The 19,811-nt window shown below is 65.9% G+C and carries 22 protein-coding genes and 3 pseudogenes; 8 read left to right on the top strand and 17 right to left on the bottom strand.

Features of this window, described 5'->3' with window-relative positions; all coding sequences use genetic code 11:
- Positions 1 to 341: magnesium chelatase domain-containing protein (locus BAY1663_RS14910; RefSeq protein WP_037042231.1), on the bottom strand; the 341-nt coding region annotated here is incomplete at its 3' end.
- 32 nt (positions 342 to 373) lie between these two features.
- Positions 374 to 637 carry an accessory factor UbiK family protein gene (locus BAY1663_RS14915; RefSeq protein WP_037042234.1) on the bottom strand — a complete coding sequence of 88 codons (264 nt, stop codon included), beginning with the start codon at positions 635 to 637 and terminating at the stop codon, positions 374 to 376.
- Between the two features lie 391 nt (positions 638 to 1,028).
- Here BAY1663_RS14915 and glnK point away from each other — a divergent pair, with 391 nt between their 5' ends.
- From glnK to sutA, 5 genes and pseudogenes are all read left to right on the top strand, one after another.
- Positions 1,029 to 1,367, top strand: coding sequence for a P-II family nitrogen regulator (glnK, locus tag BAY1663_RS14920; protein ID WP_003096476.1), 339 nt, complete (start codon positions 1,029 to 1,031; stop codon positions 1,365 to 1,367).
- Positions 1,368 to 1,408: 41 nt separating this feature from the next.
- Positions 1,409 to 2,725 carry an ammonium transporter gene (locus BAY1663_RS14925; RefSeq protein ID WP_037042236.1) on the top strand — a complete coding sequence of 439 codons (1,317 nt, stop codon included), beginning with the start codon at positions 1,409 to 1,411 and terminating at the stop codon, positions 2,723 to 2,725.
- Positions 2,726 to 2,837: 112 nt separating this feature from the next.
- Positions 2,838 to 4,085, top strand: a pseudogene (locus tag BAY1663_RS14930) (ammonium transporter).
- Between the two features lie 102 nt (positions 4,086 to 4,187).
- The gene (locus BAY1663_RS14935) at positions 4,188 to 4,613 is read left to right on the top strand and encodes a secondary thiamine-phosphate synthase enzyme YjbQ (protein ID WP_037042238.1); all 426 of its coding nucleotides are present in this window, start codon (positions 4,188 to 4,190) and stop codon (positions 4,611 to 4,613) included.
- A gap of 78 nt (positions 4,614 to 4,691) precedes the next feature.
- A complete protein-coding gene (sutA, locus tag BAY1663_RS14940) occupies positions 4,692 to 5,021 on the top strand; it encodes a transcriptional regulator SutA (protein ID WP_037042240.1) in 330 nt (109 codons plus the stop codon).
- A 69-nt stretch (positions 5,022 to 5,090) separates the two neighbouring features.
- Here sutA and BAY1663_RS14945 read toward each other — a convergent pair.
- The 6 genes and pseudogenes from BAY1663_RS14945 to BAY1663_RS14970 all read right to left on the bottom strand — a co-directional run bounded on the left by BAY1663_RS14945 (position 5,091) and on the right by BAY1663_RS14970 (position 9,745).
- Positions 5,091 to 5,791: pseudogene (locus BAY1663_RS14945) on the bottom strand (HAD family hydrolase).
- The gene (xerC, locus tag BAY1663_RS14950) at positions 5,788 to 6,687 is read right to left on the bottom strand and encodes a tyrosine recombinase XerC (protein ID WP_037042242.1); all 900 of its coding nucleotides are present in this window, start codon (positions 6,685 to 6,687) and stop codon (positions 5,788 to 5,790) included. Before xerC ends, BAY1663_RS14945 begins: the two are co-directional and overlap by 4 nt.
- 124 nt (positions 6,688 to 6,811) lie before the next feature.
- Positions 6,812 to 7,507 carry a DUF484 family protein gene (locus BAY1663_RS14955; RefSeq protein ID WP_037042244.1) on the bottom strand — a complete coding sequence of 232 codons (696 nt, stop codon included), beginning with the start codon at positions 7,505 to 7,507 and terminating at the stop codon, positions 6,812 to 6,814.
- Positions 7,504 to 8,334 carry a diaminopimelate epimerase gene (gene dapF / locus BAY1663_RS14960; RefSeq protein WP_037042285.1) on the bottom strand — a complete coding sequence of 277 codons (831 nt, stop codon included), beginning with the start codon at positions 8,332 to 8,334 and terminating at the stop codon, positions 7,504 to 7,506. Before dapF ends, BAY1663_RS14955 begins: the two co-directional genes overlap by 4 nt.
- Before the next feature lie 10 nt (positions 8,335 to 8,344).
- Positions 8,345 to 9,592: a diaminopimelate decarboxylase gene (gene lysA, locus BAY1663_RS14965; RefSeq protein WP_037042246.1), complete on the bottom strand. Its 1,248-nt coding sequence runs from the start codon at positions 9,590 to 9,592 to the stop codon at positions 8,345 to 8,347.
- Positions 9,593 to 9,604: 12 nt separating this feature from the next.
- A complete protein-coding gene (locus BAY1663_RS14970; protein WP_003301130.1) occupies positions 9,605 to 9,745 on the bottom strand; it encodes a lipoprotein in 141 nt (46 codons plus the stop codon).
- 290 nt (positions 9,746 to 10,035) lie between these two features.
- Between BAY1663_RS14970 and cyaY the strand changes: the two genes are divergently transcribed.
- Both cyaY and rnk read left to right on the top strand, forming a co-directional pair.
- Complete coding sequence (cyaY, locus tag BAY1663_RS14975; protein WP_037042249.1) at positions 10,036 to 10,368, top strand: iron donor protein CyaY; 333 nt, start codon at positions 10,036 to 10,038, stop codon at positions 10,366 to 10,368.
- A 160-nt stretch (positions 10,369 to 10,528) separates the two neighbouring features.
- Entirely contained in the window at positions 10,529 to 10,933 is a 405-nt protein-coding gene (gene rnk / locus BAY1663_RS14980; RefSeq protein ID WP_037042250.1) for a nucleoside diphosphate kinase regulator, read from the top strand.
- Here the strand turns inward: rnk and BAY1663_RS14985 are convergent.
- The 4 genes from BAY1663_RS14985 to BAY1663_RS24655 all read right to left on the bottom strand — a co-directional run bounded on the left by BAY1663_RS14985 (position 10,903) and on the right by BAY1663_RS24655 (position 13,388).
- Positions 10,903 to 11,097 carry a hypothetical protein gene (locus BAY1663_RS14985; protein ID WP_037042252.1) on the bottom strand — a complete coding sequence of 65 codons (195 nt, stop codon included), beginning with the start codon at positions 11,095 to 11,097 and terminating at the stop codon, positions 10,903 to 10,905. The genes rnk and BAY1663_RS14985 overlap by 31 nt on opposite strands.
- A gap of 14 nt (positions 11,098 to 11,111) precedes the next feature.
- Positions 11,112 to 12,161 carry a cytochrome-c peroxidase gene (locus BAY1663_RS14990; protein ID WP_128576316.1) on the bottom strand — a complete coding sequence of 350 codons (1,050 nt, stop codon included), beginning with the start codon at positions 12,159 to 12,161 and terminating at the stop codon, positions 11,112 to 11,114.
- 67 nt (positions 12,162 to 12,228) lie between these two features.
- Complete coding sequence (locus tag BAY1663_RS24650; RefSeq protein WP_051497160.1) at positions 12,229 to 12,621, bottom strand: hypothetical protein; 393 nt, start codon at positions 12,619 to 12,621, stop codon at positions 12,229 to 12,231.
- On the bottom strand, positions 12,618 to 13,388 hold the full coding sequence (locus BAY1663_RS24655) for a TonB-dependent receptor (protein ID WP_051497161.1): 771 nt from the start codon (positions 13,386 to 13,388) through the stop codon (positions 12,618 to 12,620). The genes BAY1663_RS24650 and BAY1663_RS24655 overlap by 4 nt, the downstream gene beginning before the upstream one ends.
- A 36-nt stretch (positions 13,389 to 13,424) precedes the next feature.
- Between BAY1663_RS24655 and BAY1663_RS24660 the strand changes: the two genes are divergently transcribed.
- On the top strand, positions 13,425 to 13,649 hold the full coding sequence (locus tag BAY1663_RS24660) for a hypothetical protein (protein WP_177325811.1): 225 nt from the start codon (positions 13,425 to 13,427) through the stop codon (positions 13,647 to 13,649).
- Here BAY1663_RS24660 and BAY1663_RS24665 read toward each other — a convergent pair.
- The 5 genes and pseudogenes from BAY1663_RS24665 to BAY1663_RS15010 form a co-directional block, all read right to left on the bottom strand.
- Positions 13,646 to 14,458, bottom strand: coding sequence for a Plug domain-containing protein (locus BAY1663_RS24665; RefSeq protein WP_051497162.1), 813 nt, complete (start codon positions 14,456 to 14,458; stop codon positions 13,646 to 13,648). The genes BAY1663_RS24660 and BAY1663_RS24665 overlap by 4 nt on opposite strands.
- Complete coding sequence (locus tag BAY1663_RS24670) at positions 14,434 to 14,994, bottom strand: STN domain-containing protein (RefSeq protein WP_051497163.1); 561 nt, start codon at positions 14,992 to 14,994, stop codon at positions 14,434 to 14,436. Before BAY1663_RS24670 ends, BAY1663_RS24665 begins: the two co-directional genes overlap by 25 nt.
- A 359-nt stretch (positions 14,995 to 15,353) precedes the next feature.
- Entirely contained in the window at positions 15,354 to 16,277 is a 924-nt protein-coding gene (locus tag BAY1663_RS15000) for a FecR family protein (protein ID WP_037042254.1), read from the bottom strand.
- A 68-nt stretch (positions 16,278 to 16,345) separates the two neighbouring features.
- Positions 16,346 to 16,852, bottom strand: coding sequence for a sigma-70 family RNA polymerase sigma factor (locus tag BAY1663_RS15005; RefSeq protein ID WP_037042256.1), 507 nt, complete (start codon positions 16,850 to 16,852; stop codon positions 16,346 to 16,348).
- Between the two features lie 82 nt (positions 16,853 to 16,934).
- Positions 16,935 to 19,752 (bottom strand): annotated as a pseudogene (locus BAY1663_RS15010) (class I adenylate cyclase).
- Positions 19,753 to 19,811: the final 59 nt, after the last annotated feature.

The following is a 19,811-nucleotide window of genomic DNA, read 5'->3' on the forward strand; positions in this document are numbered from 1 at the left end:
CCGGACAGCGCCAGCTCGCCGAGGCATTCCAGGGCATCGAGGCGCTCGGCGGGCAGCTGGCCGCTGGCGGCGAGGATGCCGAGGGCGATGGCGAGGTCGAAGCGGCCGCCATCCTTGGGCAGGTCGGCGGGGGCGAGGTTGAGGGTGATGCGCCGCGGCGGGAAATCGAAGCCGGAGGTGAGGATGGCGCTACGCACGCGGTCCTTGCTTTCCTTGACCGCGGTTTCCGGCAGGCCCACCAGCGCCAGTGCCGGCAGGCCGTTGGCCAGGTGGGCCTCGACCGTCACCGACGGGGCTTCGACGCCGACCTGCGCGCGGCTGTGAACGATGGCCAGGGACATTCGATCGCTCCTTGATCGTGTCGCGGCCCGGTCTATTCGGACGCGGGCGGCGCGAGTCTTTCTTCCAGTTCGGTGACTTTGGCTTCCAGCGCCTCCAGGCGGGCGCGGGTGCGGGCGAGCACGACCATCTGGCTGTCGAATTCGTCGCGGCTGACCACATCGAGCTTGTTCAGCGCACCTTGCACCACAGCCTTGAGCTGGGCTTCGAATTCGCCGCGCGGCAGCGGCGCCTCGCCATTGAACAGGCGCGAGGCCTGGGAGCCGATGGCATCTAGGAAAGCTTTGGGCGGCAACATTGACAATACCTGCTGTTGAACGGCGCGCAGTGTAGCACGCGATTTTTTCGGCTTGCCTGCGCACAAAAATTGAGCAGTTGCGGGTACGCGTGCGCCCTGTTTTGGTGCATGCGTGCGACGCAACCGCCCGTCGGGGCGTGGCGTCGGTAGCTGAAGCCCCTGAAATCCGGCCTTGGCTAAAGCTGGCATCGATTCTGCTTTGTTCCCATCGACGCATGCACCACCGGGTTGCGGCGCACAGGCGATTCGAGACGCGTTGTTGGAGAGGTTGGTGGTGTCGGTTTAGCCGCTCCGGCCGCAGTCGGAGCGTTACAAGAGCCAGACACTGAGCTTAGACTTGAGCCGGGTTCGTACTTCTGGGGCAAGTCCACCTAAAACGGGAGAAGTTTTCATGAAACTAGTCACTGCCATCATCAAGCCGTTCAAGCTGGACGACGTGCGCGAGTCGCTGTCGGAAATCGGCGTGCAGGGCATCACGGTCACCGAGGTCAAGGGTTTCGGTCGCCAGAAGGGGCATACCGAGCTGTACCGCGGTGCTGAATACGTCGTCGATTTCCTGCCGAAAGTGAAGATCGACGTGGCCATCGCCGACGATCAGCTCGATCGCGTGATCGAGGCCATCACCAAGGCGGCCAACACCGGCAAGATCGGTGACGGCAAGATCTTCGTCGTCAACCTGGAACAGGCCATCCGCATCCGTACCGGCGAAACCGATACCGACGCGATTTAAGCAGACCTGCGAACCCCCCCCCACGCCCCAGGAGTAAAACCATGACTCTGCGAAAATTCGCAGGGCTAGGAGCCCTTTTGTCCCTGTTAAGCCCCGGCCTGGCCATGGCGCAGGAGGCAACGCTGGATTCAGGCGACACGGCATGGATGCTCACGGCCACTGCGCTGGTGCTGTTCATGACGGTCCCTGGGCTGGCCCTGTTCTACGGCGGCATGGTCCGCTCGAAGAATATCCTCTCGGTGATGATGCAATGCTTCGCCGTCACTGGCCTGATGAGCATCCTCTGGATGGTCTACGGCTATAGCCTCGCCTTCGACACCACCGGCATGGAAGCGGGAGTCACCAACTTCAATTCCTTCGTCGGTGGCCTGGAGCGCGCCTTCCTCAGCGGCCTGAGCCCCGACAGCCTGATCGGCGCCTTCCCGGAAAGCGTCTTCATCACCTTCCAGATGACCTTCGCCATCATCACCCCGGCGCTCATCGTCGGCGCCTTCGCCGAACGCATGAAGTTCTCGGCGATGCTGGTCTTCCTCGGTGTCTGGTTCACCCTGGTCTATGCACCGATCGCCCACATGGTCTGGAGCGGCGACGGCGGCCTGATGTGGGACTGGGGCGTGCTCGACTTCGCCGGTGGCACCGTGGTGCACATCAACGCCGGTATCGCCGGCCTGGTGGCCTGCCTGGTGCTGGGCAAGCGCAAGGGCTACCCGACCACGCCGATGGCACCGCACAACCTCGGCCTGACCCTGGTCGGCGCGGGAATGCTCTGGGTCGGCTGGTTCGGCTTCAACGCCGGCTCGGCTGTGGCCGCCGACGGCACCGCCGGGATGGCCATGCTGGTCACCCAGATCGCCACCGCGGCGGCTGCGCTGGGCTGGATGTTCGCCGAGTGGATCGCCCATGGCAAACCCAGCGCGCTGGGCATCGCCTCCGGCGTGGTCGCCGGCCTCGTCGCCATCACCCCGGCCGCCGGTACGGTCGGTCCGATGGGCGCGCTGGTCATCGGCCTGGTCTCCGGCGTGGTCTGCTTCCTCTGTGCGACCAGCCTGAAGCGCAAGCTGGGCTACGACGACTCGCTGGACGCCTTCGGTGTGCACGGCATCGGCGGCATCGTCGGCGCGCTGCTCACCGGGGTGTTCGCGGCACCGGTGCTGGGGGGCTTCGGTGAGGTGGAAAGCATCGCGCTGCAGCTGTGGATCCAGTTCAAGGGCGTGCTTTTCACGGTGATCTATACCGCCGTCGTCACCTTCGTGATCCTCAAGGTGATCGATCTGGTGATGGGCCTGCGGGTCACCGAGGAGCAGGAGACCGTCGGCCTCGACCTCAGCCTGCACAACGAGCGTGGCTACAACCTGTAACCCATTTCAGGGCAGCCCCGGAGCCAACCCGGGGCCAGGGCAGGCCGTCGGCGCAGAACGCGGCGGCCTGCAGACCGAACAGCGCGAGAAGCGCGACAGCAAGAGGTGAAACATGGATAGCACAGCGTTGATACCCGTCCAGTACGGACTCGATACCTTCTACTTCCTGATCTGCGGAGCCCTGGTGATGTGGATGGCGGCCGGTTTCGCCATGCTCGAGTCCGGCCTGGTCCGGGCGAAGAACACCGCCGAGATCCTGACCAAGAACATCGTGCTCTATGCGGTGGCGTCGATCATGTACCTGCTGATCGGCTACTACATCATGTATTCCAGCCCGGAAGGCGGCATTCTCCCCAGCCTGGGATTCCTGATCGGCGACGAGAACGCGGTCGACGTGGTGGCCGCCGGTGGTGAGGACGCACCGTACTATTCCTCGCGCTCCGACTTCTTCTTCCAGGTCGTGTTCGCCGCCACCTGCATGTCGGTGGTCTCCGGTGCGGTGGCCGAGCGCATGAAGCTCTGGGCCTTCATCGCCTTCGCCGTGGTGATGACCGGCTTCATCTACGGTGCAGGGGTTCTGGAAATGGGGCAGCGGTTTCCTCGATGCCGCCGGGTTCCTCGACTTCGCCGGCTCCGGCGTGGTGCACATGGCGGGTGCCACCGCGGCGCTGGCGGGTGTCCTGCTGCTCGGCGCGCGCAAGGGCAAGTACGGCCCGAACGGCCAGATCAATGCCATCCCCGGCGCCAACATGCCGCTGGCGACCCTCGGTGCGTTCATCCTGTGGATGGGCTGGTTCGGCTTCAACGGTGGTTCGCAGCTGAAGATGAGCACCATCGAGGATGCCAACGCCGTGGCCCAGGTCTTCGTCAACACCAACATGGCGGCCGCCGGCGGCCTGGTGGCGGCGCTGATCACCGCCCGCCTGCTGTTCGGCAAGTCCGACCTGACCATGGTGCTCAACGGCGCCCTGGCCGGCCTGGTGGCGATCACCGCCGAGCCGCTGACCCCGAGTGCCCTGCAGGCGACGCTGATCGGCGGCGTCGGCGGCGTGCTGGTGGTGTTCAGCATCCTCGGCCTGGACAAGCTGAAGCTCGATGATCCGGTCGGCGCCATCTCCGTGCACGGCGTCGCCGGCATGTGGGGCCTGCTGGCGGTGCCGCTGACCAACGCGGATGCCTCCTTCGGCGCACAGCTGCTGGGCCTGGTGTCGATCTTCCTCTGGGTGTTCATCGCCAGCCTGATCGTCTGGGGCATCATTAAAGCGGTGATCGGCCTGCGCGTCAGCGAGGAAGAGGAATACGAGGGCGTCGACGTGGTCGAGTGCGGTCTGGAAGCTATCCGGAATTCACCCGTCAGTAACGATTCGACGGCTTGTGACAAGGGCGCCTTTTGGCGCCCTTTGTTTTTTCTGGCGCCACGCTAGAATGCGCGCGATCAGCCGTTGAACATGAGTCTTCCCACATGTGGCAACAGACCCGGATCGCCCTGCGGCCGCGGCCGCGCGGTTTTCACCTGATCACCGACGAGTTGCTGGCGGCGCTGCCGGAACTGCGGCAATGCCGGATCGGTCTGTTACATCTGTGGCTGCGGCATACCTCGGCCTCGCTGACCGTCAACGAAAACGCCGATGCCGCGGTGCGCCGGGATTTCGAGCGCTTCTTCAACCGCCTGGTGCCGCAGGGTGAGGGCGGCTACGAGCACGATTACGAAGGGCCGGACGATCTGCCCGCGCACTTCAAGGCCAGCCTGCTCGGCTGTCAGCTGAGCCTGCCGGTCAGCGATGGGCGCCTGGCGCTGGGGACCTGGCAGGGCGTCTATCTCGGGGAACACCGCGATCAGGGTGGTTCGCGGCAGATAGTGGCAACGCTGCACGGAACGGCAAGTTGAATTTTTTTTGGCGGTGACGGTCATTCCGCATCGCTGGGCTATAACTTACTACCGCTTTGGCAAGCCATGAGGTTGAACATGAGCGAAGAAGAACTAGAACAAGACGATCTGGACGTGGGCGACGAGGAGGAAGGGGAGGAGCTGAACGCGGCCGACGACGCCGACGACAGCCTCGACGACGAAGGCACCGACAGCGAGCGGGCCACGCCGACCAAGAAGGCCAAGGCGAAAGCCGCCGAGCCTGACGAACTGCCGAGCCTGGAGGCCAAGCAGAAGGAGCGCGATGCGCTGGCGCGGGCCATGGAGGAATTCCTGGCGCGTGGCGGTCGGGTGCAGGAGGTCGAGCCCAATGTGGTCGCCGACCCGCCGAAGAAGCCTGATAGCAAGTACGGAAGCCGCCCTATCTGAGCACGGATGAATACCCAGAAGCCCGCCCGCGTGCGGGCTTCTTCGTGTCTGGACGGCTGCGGCCGTTCGTCAGCTGCTGCGCCAGCCGTGCAGCAGCTTGGGCAGATCGGCCAGGCTGCGGATCTCGGCGTCCGGCTGGTAGTCGTGCTGCCAGGCGATGCCGCCCGGGTTGAACCAGACCGCGCGCAGGCCGGCCTGCTGTGCGCCGGCGATATCGTCCAGCGCATGGTCGCCGATGTGCACCGCCTGGCTCGCCTCGACTTCGCCGAGGCGTAGCGCCTGCTGGAACGGGTGCGGGTCGGGCTTGCCGACGCCCAGTTCCTCGGCGCAGAGGGTGAAGCGGAAATAGTCGGCCAGGCCCAGGCGGCGCACGTCGCGTTGCCGTTGGTGATCACGCCGAGGGTGTAGTGGTTGGCGAGGAATTCCAGGGTGGGCTGCACGTCGGGGTAGATCTGCACCCCATGGCGCGCTTCGAGGAACACCTGGAAGCCCTGCTCGGCCAGCTCGCTCGCCTCGTGGGTGGGGTAGCCGGCATCGTTCAACGCATGGAACAGGATGCGCCGGCGCAGCTCACTGATGCGGTGCCGGAGCGCCGGCTCGCGCTCGACCAGCATGCGCCGGATCGCCCCCAGCGCCTCGATCGGAAACTCGCCCAGGCGCGGAGCATTGTGGCCCAGCCAGTCGCGCAGGGCGGTTTCGGCGCTGTGGATCGCCGGGCTGGCTTCCCAGAAGGTGTCGTCGAGGTCGAAGGTGATCAGGCGGATGCTCATGTGTCGGTGTCCTGCTTGCGCTTGGCGCGCGGGTGCGCCTGGTCGTAGACCTTGGCCAGGTGCTGGAAATCCAGGTGGGTGTAGATCTGCGTGGTGCCGATGTCGGCGTGGCCGAGCAGTTCCTGCACCGAGCGCAGGTCCTGCGAGGATTCCAGCAGGTGACTGGCGAAGCTGTGGCGCAGCATGTGCGGATGCAGGTGCTGGCCGAGCTCGCGCACGCCGGCCTGGCGTACCCGCAACTGCACGGCGCGGGCGCCGAGGCGGCGGCCCTGCTGGCCGATGAAGACCGCGCCGTCGGCCGGGTTGGCCAGTGCCCGCAACGGCAGCCAGGTCTGCAGCGCTTCGCGTGCCTTGCGGCCGACCGGCAGCTCGCGGACCTTGTTGCCCTTGCCGAGCACTCGCACCAGGCCGGCGGCCAGGTCGAGCTGGTCGAGGTTCAGCCCGACCAGTTCGGACAGGCGCAACCCCGAGGAATAGAACAGCTCCAGCATCGCCTGGTCGCGGTGGGCGATGAACTCGTCTTCCACGCCGCCATCGAGCAGCTGCATGGCGCGGTCGGTATCCAGCAGGCGCGGCAGGCGCCGTTCGCCCTTGGGGGCCGACAGGCCCGTAGCCGGGTCGTGCTGGCAGCGGCCTTCCTGGTTGAGATAGCGGTAGAAGCCGCGCACCGAGGACAGCAGGCGCGCCAGGCTGCGGCTGGACTGGCCCTTGCGGTGCAGCTCGGCGATCAGCTGGCGCAGGTGGCGGCCGTGCAGCTCGTTCCAGCTGGCGATGTGCTGCTGCGCGCAGTAGCCGAGCAGCTTGTGCAGGTCGCGCCGGTAGCCATCCAGCGAATGCGCCGACAGCTGCCGGGCGCTGCGCAGGTGTTCGAGGTAGGCGTCTAGATCGGTTTGCACAAGGGCTCCTTCGATCTGGAAAAGCGGCAAGCTACCCATGGATGTAGGAGCCAGCTTGCTGGCGATGTTGCAAGCCACCGATCGCCAGCAAGCTGGCTCCTACACTGATGCGCTTGCAGTTGCTTTAGCGTACCGACCGCAGCGGCGTGCCGAAGCGCGGCAGCACGCGGGTGAGCACTTCGGCGATGTAGCCGAGGAACAGCGTGCCCAGCGAGCTCTTGTAGTGCTGTGGATCGGGGCTGCCGATCGCCAGCACGCCCAGCTGGTTGGCGAGCGTGACCACCGCGGCCGAGCCGATGCTGGAGCTGTCCTCGGCGCCGAACAGGAAGCTCAGCTCGTGCGGGCGCAGCACGCCGCAGATGGTCTTGCCGCCGTCCAGCAGGCCGCCGATGCTCTGCTGCGCCTCGCCGGAGCTGACGCAGCGGCCCACCGGCAGCGCGGCGTCGCTGAACAGGATCAGGCTGACGTAGGGTACCTGGAACTCGTGGCGCAGGCTGTCTTCCACCGCGCTGACCACTTCCTCCAGGCTGCCGGCATCGAGCAGGTCGAGCAACAGCCGGCGGGTCTTGTCGAACAGCCGATCGTTGTCGCGGGCGACGTCCATCAGTTGCGACAGGCGGTGGCGCATCTCGATGTTGCGTTCGCGCAGCAGCTTGACCTGGCGCTCCACCAGCGACACCGCGCTGCCGGGCTGGTGGGGGATGCGCAATTCGGGAATCAGCTCGTCGTGGTCGACGAAGAATTCCGGGTGGGCACGCAGGTAGGCGGCGACGGCTTCGGCGTCGGGCAGCGGCTCGTTGCCCTGGGTCTGGTCGGTCATAGGCGAACCTGTCCTTCAAAAACGCGAACGGCGGGGCCGGTCATCATAACCGGCTGCCCCGGGCCTGCCCATTCGATGGACAGACGGCCGCCGGGCAGCTCGATCTGCACCGGCGAGTCCATCCAGCCCTGGCGGATGGCGGCGACCGCCGCGGCGCAGGCGCCGGTGCCACAGGCCTGGGTTTCACCGGCGCCACGCTCCCAGACGCGCAGGCGCGCATGCTGGCGGTCGATGACCTGCAGGAAGCCCGCGTTGACCCGCTGCGGGAAGCGCGGATGGTGTTCGATCTTCGGGCCCAGCTCGTGCACCGGCGCCTGGTCGACGTTGTCGACGCGCAATACGGCATGCGGGTTGCCCATGGATACGGCGGCGATTTCGAGGCTCTGGCCGTCGACCTGCAGCGGATAGCTGAGCGCCTCGCCTTCGGCCTGGAAGGGAATCTCGACCGGCACCAGGCGGGGCGGCCCCATGTCGACGCGGATCTGGCCATCCGGGCGGATATCCAGTTCGATGATGCCGCCCTTGGTCTCGACGCGGATCCTGCGCTTGACGGTCAGGCGCTTGTCCACCACGAAGCGGGCGAAGCAGCGCGCGCCGTTGCCGCACTGCTCCACTTCCGAGCCGTCGGAATTGAAGATGCGGTAGCGGAAGTCCACGTCCGGATTCTGCGGCGGCTCGACGATCAGCAACTGGTCGAAGCCGATGCCGGTATGGCGATCGCCCCATTGCTTGGCGTGCTTGGGCTGGATGTGCGCGTGCTGGCTGACCAGGTCGATGACCATGAAGTCGTTGCCGATGCCGTGCATCTTGGTAAAGCGCAGAAGCATGGTCTCGGCCTCAACTGGGCAGCGGGCTTTCGCCGGCATAAAGCTCCTGCACGCTCTCGCGGCGGCGCACCTCGAAGGCCTGCTCGCCATCCACCAGCACCTCCGCGGCGCGGCCACGGCTGTTGTAGTTGGAGCTCATGACGAAACCATAGGCACCGGCCGAGCACACGGCCAGCAGATCGCCTTCGGCCAGGGCCAGTTCGCGGTCCTTGGCGAGGAAGTCGCCGGTCTCGCAGATCGGCCCGACGATGTCGTAGCGGCGGGTCTGGCCGGCACGCGGCTGCACGGCGATCACGTTCATCCAGGCCTGGTACAGCGCCGGACGGATCAGGTCGTTCATCGCCGCATCGACGATGGCGAAATCCTTGTGCGCGGTGTGCTTGAGGTACTCCACGCGGGTCAGCAGCACGCCGGCGTTGGCGACGATGGAGCGGCCCGGTTCGAACACCAGTGCCAACCCGCGGCCCTCGATGCGCTGGCGCACGGCCTGGATGTAGTCGCCGGCCAGTGGCGGCTGTTCGTCGCGGTAGCGCACGCCGAGGCCGCCACCCAGGTCCAGGTGACGGATGTGGATGTCGCGTGCGGCGAGGCGGTCGATCAACGCCAGCAGGCGATCGAGCGCATCGAGGAACGGTGGCAGGCTGGTCAGTTGCGAACCGATATGACAGTCGACGCCAACCACCTCCAGGTTCGGCAGCTCGGCAGCGCGGGCATAGACCGCCTCGGCCTGGTCGATGTCGATGCCGAACTTGTTTTCCTTGAGCCCGGTGGAAATGTACGGGTGGGTGCCGGCGTCCACGTCCGGGTTGACCCGCAGCGACACCGGCGCCTGCAGGCCCAGCTCGGCGGCGACCTGCTGCAGGCGCTCCAGCTCGTCGGTGGATTCGACGTTGAAGCAGTGCACGCCGACCTCCAGCGCGCGGCGCATGTCGTCGCGGGTCTTGCCGACGCCGGAGAAGACGATGCGCTGCGGCTGGCCGCCAGCGGCCAGCACGCGCTCCAGCTCGCCGCGCGAGACGATGTCGAAGCCGGCGCCGAGGCGCGCCAGGACGTTCAGTACGCCCAGGTTCGAGTTGGCCTTGACGGCGAAGCAGACCAGATGCGGCATGCCCTGCAGCGCATCGGCGTAGGCCCGGTACTGGGCCTCGATGTGGGCGCGGGAGTAGACGTAGGTCGGGGTGCCGAAGCGCTGTGCCAGCGCGGACAGTGCCACGCCCTCCGCGAAGAGCTGACCGTCGCGGTACGAGAAGGCTTCCATGAATTGCCTCCTTTAGAGTTCGAAACGGTCTTTGGAACGTTCTTTGACGGTTTGCTCGTCATCCGGCAGGTACAACGGACCTTTCTGGCCGCAGCCGCTGAGCGCGGCGGCGAAAACGGCGAGGGCGACGAAGGGAAGCAACAGACGCTTCATGGGGGTTGGAATCCTTGAAAAAGCTAATCGCCGGAGTATACCCAGCACCCGCCGGATTGCCTATGCGGGCTGCGTGTGGCGTGGCCGCCGCGACCGGCGTTGCCGCGGGACTTTTGCAAGAGCGGGCTATGTCCGCGATGGCTTGCAGGGCCTGCTTCGCGAGCATGGCTCGCTACGGTACTCGCCGAGCCCGCTTGGGGATGGGTTGTATCGAAACGGGAACAAGCTCTAAGCTCGCCGCCATTCAGTGCGGCCCGCTGCCGCGCCCCTTTCAGCCGAGGAACAGCCGCATGAGCCTGAGCGAAGCCCGCTATCACGATCTGGTCGATACCGTGCAGGAAAGTGTCGAGGACGCATTCGATGACAGCGGCCTCGATGTCGACCTGGAAAATTCCGGCGGGGTGCTGACGGTGCGCTTCGACAATGGCAGCCAGCTGATCCTCAGCCGCCAGCCGGCCTTGCGCCAGCTGTGGGTCGCCGCACGTTCCGGCGGCTTCCATTTCGACTATGACGAAGGCAACCGGTTGTGGCTGTGCGACGCCAGCGGCGAGCGGCTCGGCGAGCTGCTCGCGCGCGCCACCCAGGAACAGGCCGGCGAAGCGCTGACGTTCGACGAGCTCTGAGCCCGTCGTCCTGCAGCGCCCGTGATTGCTGGCCTGCGGGGCGGGGCCTTGCTTATTCGGGCCGCTGTGATAGTGTCTTGCACAGGTCAACAAAACCCCGCCTTCGGGCGGGGTTTTGCTTTTTTCGCCTTTTGATTTTTGCAGGAGCTAGCCAGAACCCATGACCAGCGCACCGCCGATCATCCTCACCCAACTCGATCTGCAGCGGCTTGAGCGGCTGCTCGACAACCTGGACGACTACGGTCCGGCTGCCGAAGCGCTCGAGCAGGAATTGTCGCGGGCGCAGGTCGTGGAGCGCAGCGAAATGCCCGCCGGCGTCGTCACCATGAACTCGCGCGTGCATTGTCGCGACGAAGGCAGCGGCAAGGACTACCACCTGACGCTGGTCTATCCGCAGGACGCCGGCAAGGAAGGCACCGTATCGGTGTTGGCGCCGGTAGGCACCGCGCTGCTGGGCATGAGCGCCGGCCAGCACATCGACTGGCCGGCGCCGGGCGGCAAGGTGCTCAAGCTCACCCTGCTCGCCATCGAGTATCAGCCGGAAGCGGCGGGCGACCCGCTCTGAGCTTCAGCTCCCGCCCGCTCCATCGCCCGGTAGTCCCGCTGCCGGGCTGCCAGTGCCGCGATACGTTTCTCCAGTCGATAAAACCGATATAGCGCGATAGCCAGCAGGATGGTTGCTGCGGCGTGCAGTCCGTGGTCGATGGCGGCCGAGTCGAGAAAATCCATTCAGATCTCGATGTTCAGAGCGTGTCGAGAAAGCTGCGTAGCGCCTGCAGTTCGTCCCGGTTCAGCTCCAGCGGCTGGAAGCGCGCCGAGGTGGCCGGAAACAGCGGATCGTCCTGCTGCGCGGCAGTGGGTTTCGGCCGGGGCATGCCGGCGTTGTAGAAATTGAGCAGCCCCCTCAGGTCGGGAAACAGCCCGTTGTGGATCCACGGCCCGGTCCGGCTCACCAGGCGCAGCGACGGCGTGCGGAAACGACCGACGTCCTCCGCCCGGCCGGTCACCTCGTAGCGCCCCAGGTCCTGGTACCTGCGCCCGTAGTAGGTCATGCCGGCGTTGTGGAATTGGTCGTCGCTCAGGGCCGGGCCGAAGTGGCAGTTCATGCAGCGCGCCCGGGTGCGAAACAGATGCAGGCCGTGCAGTTGCTCGTCGCTCAGCGCGTCGTGGCGGCCGCGCAGGAAACGCTCGAAGCGCGTGTTGCGGGCGAAACGCACCAGCGTGCGCTGGTAGCTGGCCAGGGCCTGGCGCAGCATGCGCGCGTCGATCGCATCCGCGCCGAACGCCTCGGCGAAACGCTGACGATAGCCGGCGTCGGCATTCAGCCGTCGCAGCAGTTCGTCCCGCTCGAAGGCCATTTCCAGCGGGTCCTCCACGGGAAACAGCGCCTGGTCCTCGAGGCTGGCGGCGCGGCCGTCCCAGAATGGCTGGCGGGTGAAGCCGCTCATCACCAGGCTCGGTGAATTGCGCCGCCCGGCCTGGCGGTCATGGCCGAAGGACACCTTGCGGCCATCGGCGAAGGCCAGGTCCGGCTCGTGGCAGGAGGCGCAGGCGATCTGCCTCGAGCGCGACAGGATGGGGTCGAAGAACAGCCGCTCGCCCAGGGCCGCCTTGGCCTCACTGAAAGGATTGCCCGGCGGCGAGGGCGCACGCTCGGGCAGCGGGCCGAGTTCCTGCCAGGCGATGTCCTTGTCCACGTGTGGCGCCGGCCAGGTGTGTGGCGGCTGGGTGTAGATCTGGCGCAGGCAGGCGTAGCCTCCCTGTCCGGCGCAGGGGCGAGGTGGTACAGGCAATCGTCGGCCTGGGCCGCGACACTCAGCAGTACGCTAAATAGCGTAACGGGCAACAGTTGCATGGCCATCAGAACCGGTAACCGACTTCCAACCAGAACTGGCGACCGGTTTCATAGACTGCCGAATCGTAGTAGGCCGAGGCGCTGGTATTGTCGTTGGCGTTGCTGCGGTTGGTGAGGTTGTAGACATCGAGATTGACGAAAATGGCCTGGCCTTCGAGCGTTGGCTGCTCCCAGGCGAGGCGCGCGTCCCAGGTGAAGGCATTGCCATACGACTTGTCGTAGTAGGCGCGATAGCCGTTGACCGATTGCAAGGCCTGTTTGAGCGTATCGACACCGGCGCGATAGCGGAAGAAGTTGCTCCAGCTGAGGCGCCAGACGGGGATCTCGGTGATGGTGGTGAGCCGGTAGGTCCAGTCGCGGGTGTAGTTCGATGGAGGCAGGTCGCTGATGTGGATCACCTTGCCTGGTAATGGACGTAGCGATCCTCTTCGACAGAGTCCGCGTAGCTGTTGTGATTGGTATTGTGGTGGGTCCAGTCGGCTGCCAGTTGGCCCGAGGTGCGGGCCCCCCAGGCATCGAAGCTGCGCAGAGGGGTAAGAGTCAGCGTCAGCACTTCGGTGTTGGACTGGCCATCGTTGGTGTAGCGGTAGTCGCCGTTGACCTGTTCCACCTCCATGACCTGGTCGCGGCCCTTGCGCTTGACCCATTTCACGCCCAGTTCGAGATCATCGAGCCGCTGGGTCAGGCCGAAGGTCAGTTCGTCGTCATGGGGAATGTCCAGTTTCGAGAACAGGGTGTCGTCACCCTGGGCGCGTTCGACCCAGGTGAAGCCGTTGCCGGCGTTGCGCAGGTAGGTGTGTTCCAGCGCGCTGCGGCCCTGTTGCAGGCGCCAACCGGCTGAGTTGCGGCCATAGTAACGATTGACCCCGGCATGGAAGCGGGTGCTGCGCTCGCCGAAGACATCCCACTCCAGGGCGAAACGCGGTGCCAGCGTGTGCTTGTCCATGTAGTCGTCGCTGTCCAGGCGTGCGCCTGGGCGCAGCATGAGGTTGCCGAAGCGGATCTCGTCCTGAAGGAAGGCGGCCCAGCTGTTGAGGGAAAAGCGTACTTCGCCCTGGTCATAGCGGGTCAGAGTGCCGACATACTGCCCCAGGTCTTCGTCGCATAGCCCCTGTCCCGGCATGCTGGCACAGGTACGGCTGCCCAACAGGGAATAGACGTTCACCGTGGACGTGCTCAGGCGCTCGTAATCGTATTTCAGGTGGCGGAACTCGAAGCCCGTCTGGAACAGGTGCTGGCTGCCGAACAGATCGAGTCTGTTCCAGTCCGCAACCAGCTTGTAGTCGAACGCATCCTGGCTCTGCTCAATGTCGCCATAGCCGCCTTCGGTCGAGGTCGTGCCGATGCCCCAGTCCTTGTCGGCCGTCTTGCGCCAGTTGTTCCAGTCGTCACGGTCGCTGTCGCGGGAGTTTTCCAGGCGGCTTAGTGACAGGTTCTGGGTAACGCGGGCGAATTGGCCTGGTAGAGGGCCTTGGTATTGAGCATCAGGCCGCCCGACTCGACGCTGTAGCGGCTGTCGAGAGCGTTGTTGCGGTAGTGGGTCGATTCCTCCGGCGCGTAGGTCAGGCTGCCTTCGAGATCCAGCTGGTCGTTGGCCTGCCAGACGGCCTTGAGGAAGATGTTCTGCGCCTTGCGTTCTTCGTCGCGCGTTTGCGCGCTGTAGCCGACCTTGCCGATGTTGTTGGGGGTGTATTGATGCACCGGAATGCTCGATTCTTTCTGCACAATGTTGGCCAGCAGACCGACGCTCTCGGTCAGGTAACCCTCCAGTGTGGCGCGGTAGATATGCTTGGTGAATTCGGGCTGATAGCTGTCCGCGTAGCCGGTGCCTGATCCGGCGCCCTCGAAGTTCTCCCGTTCATCGTCATCGACGTGATACTCGGTCCACTGCGCACGGGTGGTCTGGTAGGACAGCCGGCCGTGCAGGTCACGCGTCGGCTTGCGGGTATTGGCTTCCACTACGCCGCCGTTGAAGCCGCCGTATTGCGCACCGACGTTGCTGTCGAGCACCCGGATTTCTTCCAGCAGGTCGGTGTCCAGTGCCAGACCCTGGCTGCGACCTGGCACGGCATTCGCCAGAGTGTGTTGGCTCTGGGCAGGATCGATGTCATTGTTCATGTTCATGCCATCGACCAGAAAGGCGTTCTGGTAGAACTTGGCGCCGTTGATGCTGATATTGGCCGGGCCGATCTCGCCGGGCGTCTTGCTGCTCAGCTGGGCATTGTCGAACTGCACGTTGGATGAATCTTCAGCAGGCTGGTGATATCGCCATTGCCGGCAGGCAGGCTTTCGATGAGGTGCCGGTCTATCGTGGTTTCGCCCTGCTTGTGTGTGCGGTCGGCCAGCACCACTACGTCGTCGAACTGCAGAGGACGCTGTTCGGCTTGGTCCGCGCTCGGGGTGACGGCCGGTGCCGGCTCCAGGGTGAGCGTGCTGCCGCGCTGCCGGCGCCAGGTGAGGCCGGTGCCGGCGAGCAGGCGCTGCAGGGCCTGTTCCAGTGTCAGTTCGCCTTGCACGGCGCCGGACTGCTTGTCCCTGAGCAACTGGCTGCTGACACTGATCTGCACGTCGGCCTGCTGGCCGAAGGCGATCAAGGCGGCAGCCAGCGGCTGCGCGGTGATGTCGAACGAGCGGGTCTGCTGGCGGACGTCGATGGTTTCGGCTGCCGTAGCGAAGTCGGGGCTGGCCAGCAGCAGTGCCACGGCGATGACGGCGAACAGGCGGCTGGAATGGAGCGGGGTGCGGGCTGGCCCGGCGGTGCGGTGGTTCACTGAAGAATCCCTCTACTGCATGCTTAGATGAGAACAATTCCCGATTGCAGGCAAGAAGACGGATGACGGTTCAGAATTTTCAGAAAATCGCGAATTTTCCTTGAGCCGGTTTTAACGCAGCAGGGTCGATGCAGGCTGTTTTTCAAAGCTAGGCCCCGTTTCCGCAGGTCGGGTGCGTAGGTTGGGCTGAGGAGCGTAGCGACGAAGCCCAACACGTCAGTGCCGATCTCGTTGGGCATCGCCGTGTTCAGCGCCAACCTGCCTGCGATCGATCGATGGCTCGAACACCGGCTGCTGCAGGAAATCCGTGCCCGATTCCCCTGCAAGGCCTGACGCGGGCAAAGCTTTTCAACGGCCCGTCAGCGGCGGATCACCAGCAGGTAGGGCGACCAGCTTTCCACTCGGCCGCCATGGGGTTGGACCAACGCCTGCAGCGCGGCCTGCGGATGTTGCAGGTCGTACCGGCCGGTGACGCGCTCGTTGGCCAGCGCCGGGTCCTGCAGCAGGATCCAGCCGGCATAATGCGGCCGCAACTGCTCCAGCAGTTCGCCGATCGGCTGGTCTTCGGCGATCAGTTCGCCGCGGCGCCAGGCGGCCACGCGTGCCGGCATGACGCGGTCGCGCATGCGCAGTCCGTCGCGGGTGTCCAGGCGCATGCGGTCGCCGCCCTTGAGTCGGGTATTGCGCCGCGGGTCCTCGACGCGCACCGAGCCATGTTCGACGGCGATGCTCAACGTCGGCCCCTGCAGGGCTACGGAGAAGGCGGTGCCGGTGACTTCGACGCGGCTGTCGCCGGCCTGCACGGTGAAGGGGCGCGAAGCATCGGGAGTGACCTCGAAAAAGACTTCGCCCTGCAGCAGGTCCAGATGGCGGTGATCGTCGTCGAAGCGGGGCCGGATGGTGCTGCCGCCCTTCAGCCAGACCCGGCTGCCATCCTCCAGGACCAGTTGCCGCGGCGCGCCCTTGCCGTTGTCCAGCTCGCCATGCCCGTGCCACGGCAGCAGCACCATGAGCAAGGTCAGACAGGCGGCGAGGGCGCTGCCGATGACTGCGAACCGGCGCCGGCGCATACCGGGCCAGCGCCGATGGCTGGTGCGTGGCAACTGGCCGCTGAGGCGCCAGACCCGCTCGGCCCGCTGCCAGGCCCGGGCATGGGCGGGAGAGGCCTGCTGCCAGGCGCGACAGGCCGCGCGCAGCTCTTCGTCGTCCGGCGACTCCTGAATCCAGAGCAGCCATTCCATGGCGCTGTTCCAGTTCGGGTCCGGGCGAGGAAGGTCCTTCATCGTGGCGCTCATCGCGTTCGAGGTCTGTGGGTTGCCCGCCGTTGGGGGCGTTTGCGGGGGGCGGCGCATCAGCATGCCCCATCGTCCAGGCTGGCTGCGCAGTGGCTGAGCGCGGTTCGCACCAACTGGTGCGCGAGGCCGACGGAGATGCCGAGGTGCGCGGCGATCTGCTGCAGGGTATAGCCACCCAGCCGGTGCATCTCGAAGGCGATGCGGGTGCGTTCCGGCAGCCGTGCCAGCGCCTCGGCGATCAGGCGCAGCTCGTCCTGCTGGCACAGCTGCTGTTCGGGGGAGGGGGTACTCGCCGGCAGTTCGGCGAGCAGATCGTCGGCATCTTCCTGGCGTTGCACGTTGCCGGCGCGGCGAACCAGGTCCAGCGACAGGTTGCGCACGATGCGATAGAGATAGGCCAGCGGCTGCGCGAGATGGTCGCGTTCGGCCTGGCTGAAACGTACCCAGGCCTCCTGCACGACTTCCTCGGCCTCGGCGCGGCAGCCGGTGATCGGCGCCGCGTAATCCACGAGTGCGTTGCGATGGTTCACGAACAGATCGGTACTGTTGCCTGGCTCGTTCACGATGGATGCTCTGGTTGGGGCGCAGCCCGTTGGCGCGGCGATCCTAGCGTGAAGGCAAATTGTTATCAAATGCTAGTTGTTCTCATCCACTCCTGAGCGCCAGGTTCAATGCCGCTTCCAGTCGCGACTTGTAGCGCAGGTGCTGCACGGTCTGGCTGCGCCCCGTGCCGTGCAGGCCGGTGAGGTCGAGGTCGGTGATGTAGCAGGGGTAGCGCTCGCCATTGCGCCGGCGCGCGAGGATGTAGCGCGCCACCGTGGCGAATAGCTCGGCACCGTATTCCAACCCGGAAAACTCCTGGTGGTTGCAGTACAGCGTGACCTGCGAGCGGCCCTGGTCGCCCGGCTCGATGATGGCCTGGACGTCGTAGAACGGATCGCTGACTTCCCCTTGCGGCGCGGGCCGAGGTTCCAGCCGCATACCCCCGTCCTGGTCACGAAGGATGCGGTGGACGCGGATCTCCAGCGTGTTCGGTGCCAGGCCTTCGCCCAGCGGCCACTGGGCATTGCGCCGGTAGGCCAGCGATTGCAGGAAGCGCAGCAAAGGCATCAGCAGGCGTTGTTCGTCGCGATAGGGCAGTTGCTGGCGCCACAGCGCGTTGCATTCGTCGAGCACGCTGAGTTCGGCGCTTTCACCGGCGCTGCGGTAGAACACCTGCAGGCAGTCCGGGCGTCCGAGCGGCAGGATCAGCGCCAGATCGTCGCCGGCCAGCGCCTGGCGGTCGAGGCGGATCGGGCTGAAGACGTGGTGCGCCTCGCCCAGGTGTTCGAGCAGGGCCGGCCGGTCGTTGAGGCTGGCCAGGCTGATGTCGCCGGCTACGCGGCGCAGCAGGTGAAAATGCTGGCGCACCTGCAGCAGGTAGCGACAGTGATCGGCGGCGAAGACCTGGCGGGCATCATCGAAGATTTCCTGGACCCGCCGGGCGATGGCCTGGCCCCGGTTGCGTGCGAAGCAGAACACCTGCAGTTCGGGCCGCCGGTCATCGCCCAGCAGGCTGGCGAGGTATTCGCGCAGGCATTGGGCAAGCGCCTGCGGACCTTCGTAGCGGGTCACCAGCAGCTCGTTCCAGCTGTTCAGCGTGACCTGGTCGATGCTCAGCACCAGATTCTCCGGCGTCACGACCTGGCCGGATGGCTCGGCGTTCGCCGCATCGGCCTGGAGCGTCATGGGATCGATGCCGACATTGATCAGCAAGAGCACCCGGCTGGGTCTGCTGCTGGCCAGCAGCGCCTCTTCGCCGACCTGGGGCAGCGGCATCGGCAGCGCACGACGCAGGTCGCTGAGCAGTGCGAACAGCTCCGGCTCGCTCAGGCCGCTGTCGCCAGGGAACAGCGCCAGGTGGGTACCGGCATCGACCACGCCATTGCGGTGGCACCAGGCGAGCAGCGCCAGCAATTCGCGGGAGCGCTTGAGCGGAGCGAAGTCCGGCCATTGCTGGGGCGTGAGGCTGCCTGGTAGAGCGACCAATGCACCTCGCCGGCGGCGTCGTAGCCGTGCACCAGAGTCAGGCTGTCTTCGGCCATGTCCGGCGAGATGCCGAGGTTGACCACTTCGACCTTGCCGGCCTTGCGCTCGATGGCGGCGTACAGCCGGCGGCCGAGTACGCCGAGATCACGGCTGTTGAGCGGGCTGGCGGCCTGCAGGCGGCGGGTGAAGTCGTTGAGGAAGCGGTAGCCGTAGGTCAGCTCGTTGACCAGCGCGCGGCGCTCCTGGCTGACCTGGCGGACCTTCCACTGGTTGCGATTGTCGAGCAGGGCGAGCTGCCGCTCGTCCCAGCGCCAGGCCAGGACCAGGCGCTCGAGCAGACGACGCTGCCAGCTCTTGTGGCGGTTGCGCGGCGGGCGGCTGAGTGGCCGGTTGATCTTCAGGTACAGGCAGCGCCGCGCCAGTTCCAGGCGTTCGTGGTCGCCGCGTTCGCCAGATAGCGCTCGATGGCGCCATAGGCGGCAATGTAGGGGTCGAGTTCGTCCAGCTCGGCGTGCCCGTCATAGATCGCCTGCTTGAAATCCAGGGCGAGACAGCGCAAGCGTGGATGCTGGCTGGCGTAGACCTCCACCAGCAGCAGCTTGAACAGCGACTTGTAGGGCGCGTCGATGGCCTTGTAGAGCTGCCAGAGCCCGGCGCCGACGAATTCGCCGGGTGGCACCAGGCCGAGATGGCCGAGGTCGAGCACGTCCTCTTCACGGACGAAGCGCTTGGCCAGCAACGTCGCCACGTAGTCGTCGTAACGGTGTTCCTCGTAGGCCGGCACCAGCCACCAGAGCGGGGTACGCCCGCCGAGCCAGAGCGCCGTGCGGTAGAACTCGTCCAGCAGCAGATAGTGCTGGGTAGTGCCGCAGTCGTCGGAGGTCAGCTGTGCTTCGCGCTGGCCTTGGGTGAAACGCTGCGGGTCGACCAGGAAGAAGTGCGCCTCGCTGCCCTGGCTTGCCGCCCAGGCACGCAGAGCCTCGCACTTGCGCCCCAGCTCCTCGAGCTGCCGGGCGTCGAGCGCCGGATCGTGGCAGACCCAGACATCGAGGTCACTGTGTTCGTCCTGGGCGACGGTGCCCAGGCTGCCCATCAGGAACAGCCCGAGGATCGGCTGGGGCGGCTTGCCGCGCAGGGGCTTGTAGGCGAACGAGCGGCTCAGGCGCTGCGCCTCGGCCAGCTGTTCGGCGTCCGGTTCGAAGCCGGCGAGCCCGGCGGGCGCGGTGGCCGAAACGTAGCCGGGCAGGATCGGGTGGTTGACGTGAAACAGCAGCGGCAGGAGCTTGAGCACCTGCTGCTGGCGCGTCGACATCGCCTGTAGTGCACGATCCAGGCGCTGGCCATTGACCGCCAGGAAGCGCGTGCGAAGCGTGGCCAGCACCTTGCGATCGATGCCTTCTTCGAGGATCGGGTGGATTTTCTGCGTGCGGATCATGATGGTTCGTGCAGGCGGCTAACCTCTGGTCATCGGCTGGCCGGCGTGGCGCTTGAGGG

The sequence above is a fragment of the Pseudomonas sp. BAY1663 genome (assembly GCF_000582595.1).
GTDB classification, from domain to species: Bacteria; Pseudomonadota; Gammaproteobacteria; order Pseudomonadales; family Pseudomonadaceae; genus Stutzerimonas; species Stutzerimonas stutzeri_AF.

What these genes read in the sequence shown, in the direction of transcription:
- BAY1663_RS14915 (WP_037042234.1), bottom strand. Translation starts at nt 637, where the DNA reads ATGTTGCCGCCCAAAGCTTTCCTAGATGCCATCGGCTCCCAGGCCTCG.
- glnK (WP_003096476.1), top strand. Translation starts at nt 1,029, where the DNA reads ATGAAACTAGTCACTGCCATCATCAAGCCGTTCAAGCTGGACGACGTG.
- BAY1663_RS14925 (WP_037042236.1), top strand. Translation starts at nt 1,409, where the DNA reads ATGACTCTGCGAAAATTCGCAGGGCTAGGAGCCCTTTTGTCCCTGTTA.
- BAY1663_RS14935 (WP_037042238.1), top strand. Translation starts at nt 4,188, where the DNA reads ATGTGGCAACAGACCCGGATCGCCCTGCGGCCGCGGCCGCGCGGTTTT.
- sutA (WP_037042240.1), top strand. Translation starts at nt 4,692, where the DNA reads ATGAGCGAAGAAGAACTAGAACAAGACGATCTGGACGTGGGCGACGAG.
- BAY1663_RS14955 (WP_037042244.1), bottom strand. Translation starts at nt 7,507, where the DNA reads ATGACCGACCAGACCCAGGGCAACGAGCCGCTGCCCGACGCCGAAGCC.
- dapF (WP_037042285.1), bottom strand. Translation starts at nt 8,334, where the DNA reads ATGCTTCTGCGCTTTACCAAGATGCACGGCATCGGCAACGACTTCATG.
- lysA (WP_037042246.1), bottom strand. Translation starts at nt 9,592, where the DNA reads ATGGAAGCCTTCTCGTACCGCGACGGTCAGCTCTTCGCGGAGGGCGTG.
- BAY1663_RS14970 (WP_003301130.1), bottom strand. Translation starts at nt 9,745, where the DNA reads ATGAAGCGTCTGTTGCTTCCCTTCGTCGCCCTCGCCGTTTTCGCCGCC.
- cyaY (WP_037042249.1), top strand. Translation starts at nt 10,036, where the DNA reads ATGAGCCTGAGCGAAGCCCGCTATCACGATCTGGTCGATACCGTGCAG.
- rnk (WP_037042250.1), top strand. Translation starts at nt 10,529, where the DNA reads ATGACCAGCGCACCGCCGATCATCCTCACCCAACTCGATCTGCAGCGG.
- BAY1663_RS14985 (WP_037042252.1), bottom strand. Translation starts at nt 11,097, where the DNA reads ATGGATTTTCTCGACTCGGCCGCCATCGACCACGGACTGCACGCCGCA.
- BAY1663_RS15000 (WP_037042254.1), bottom strand. Translation starts at nt 16,277, where the DNA reads ATGAAGGACCTTCCTCGCCCGGACCCGAACTGGAACAGCGCCATGGAA.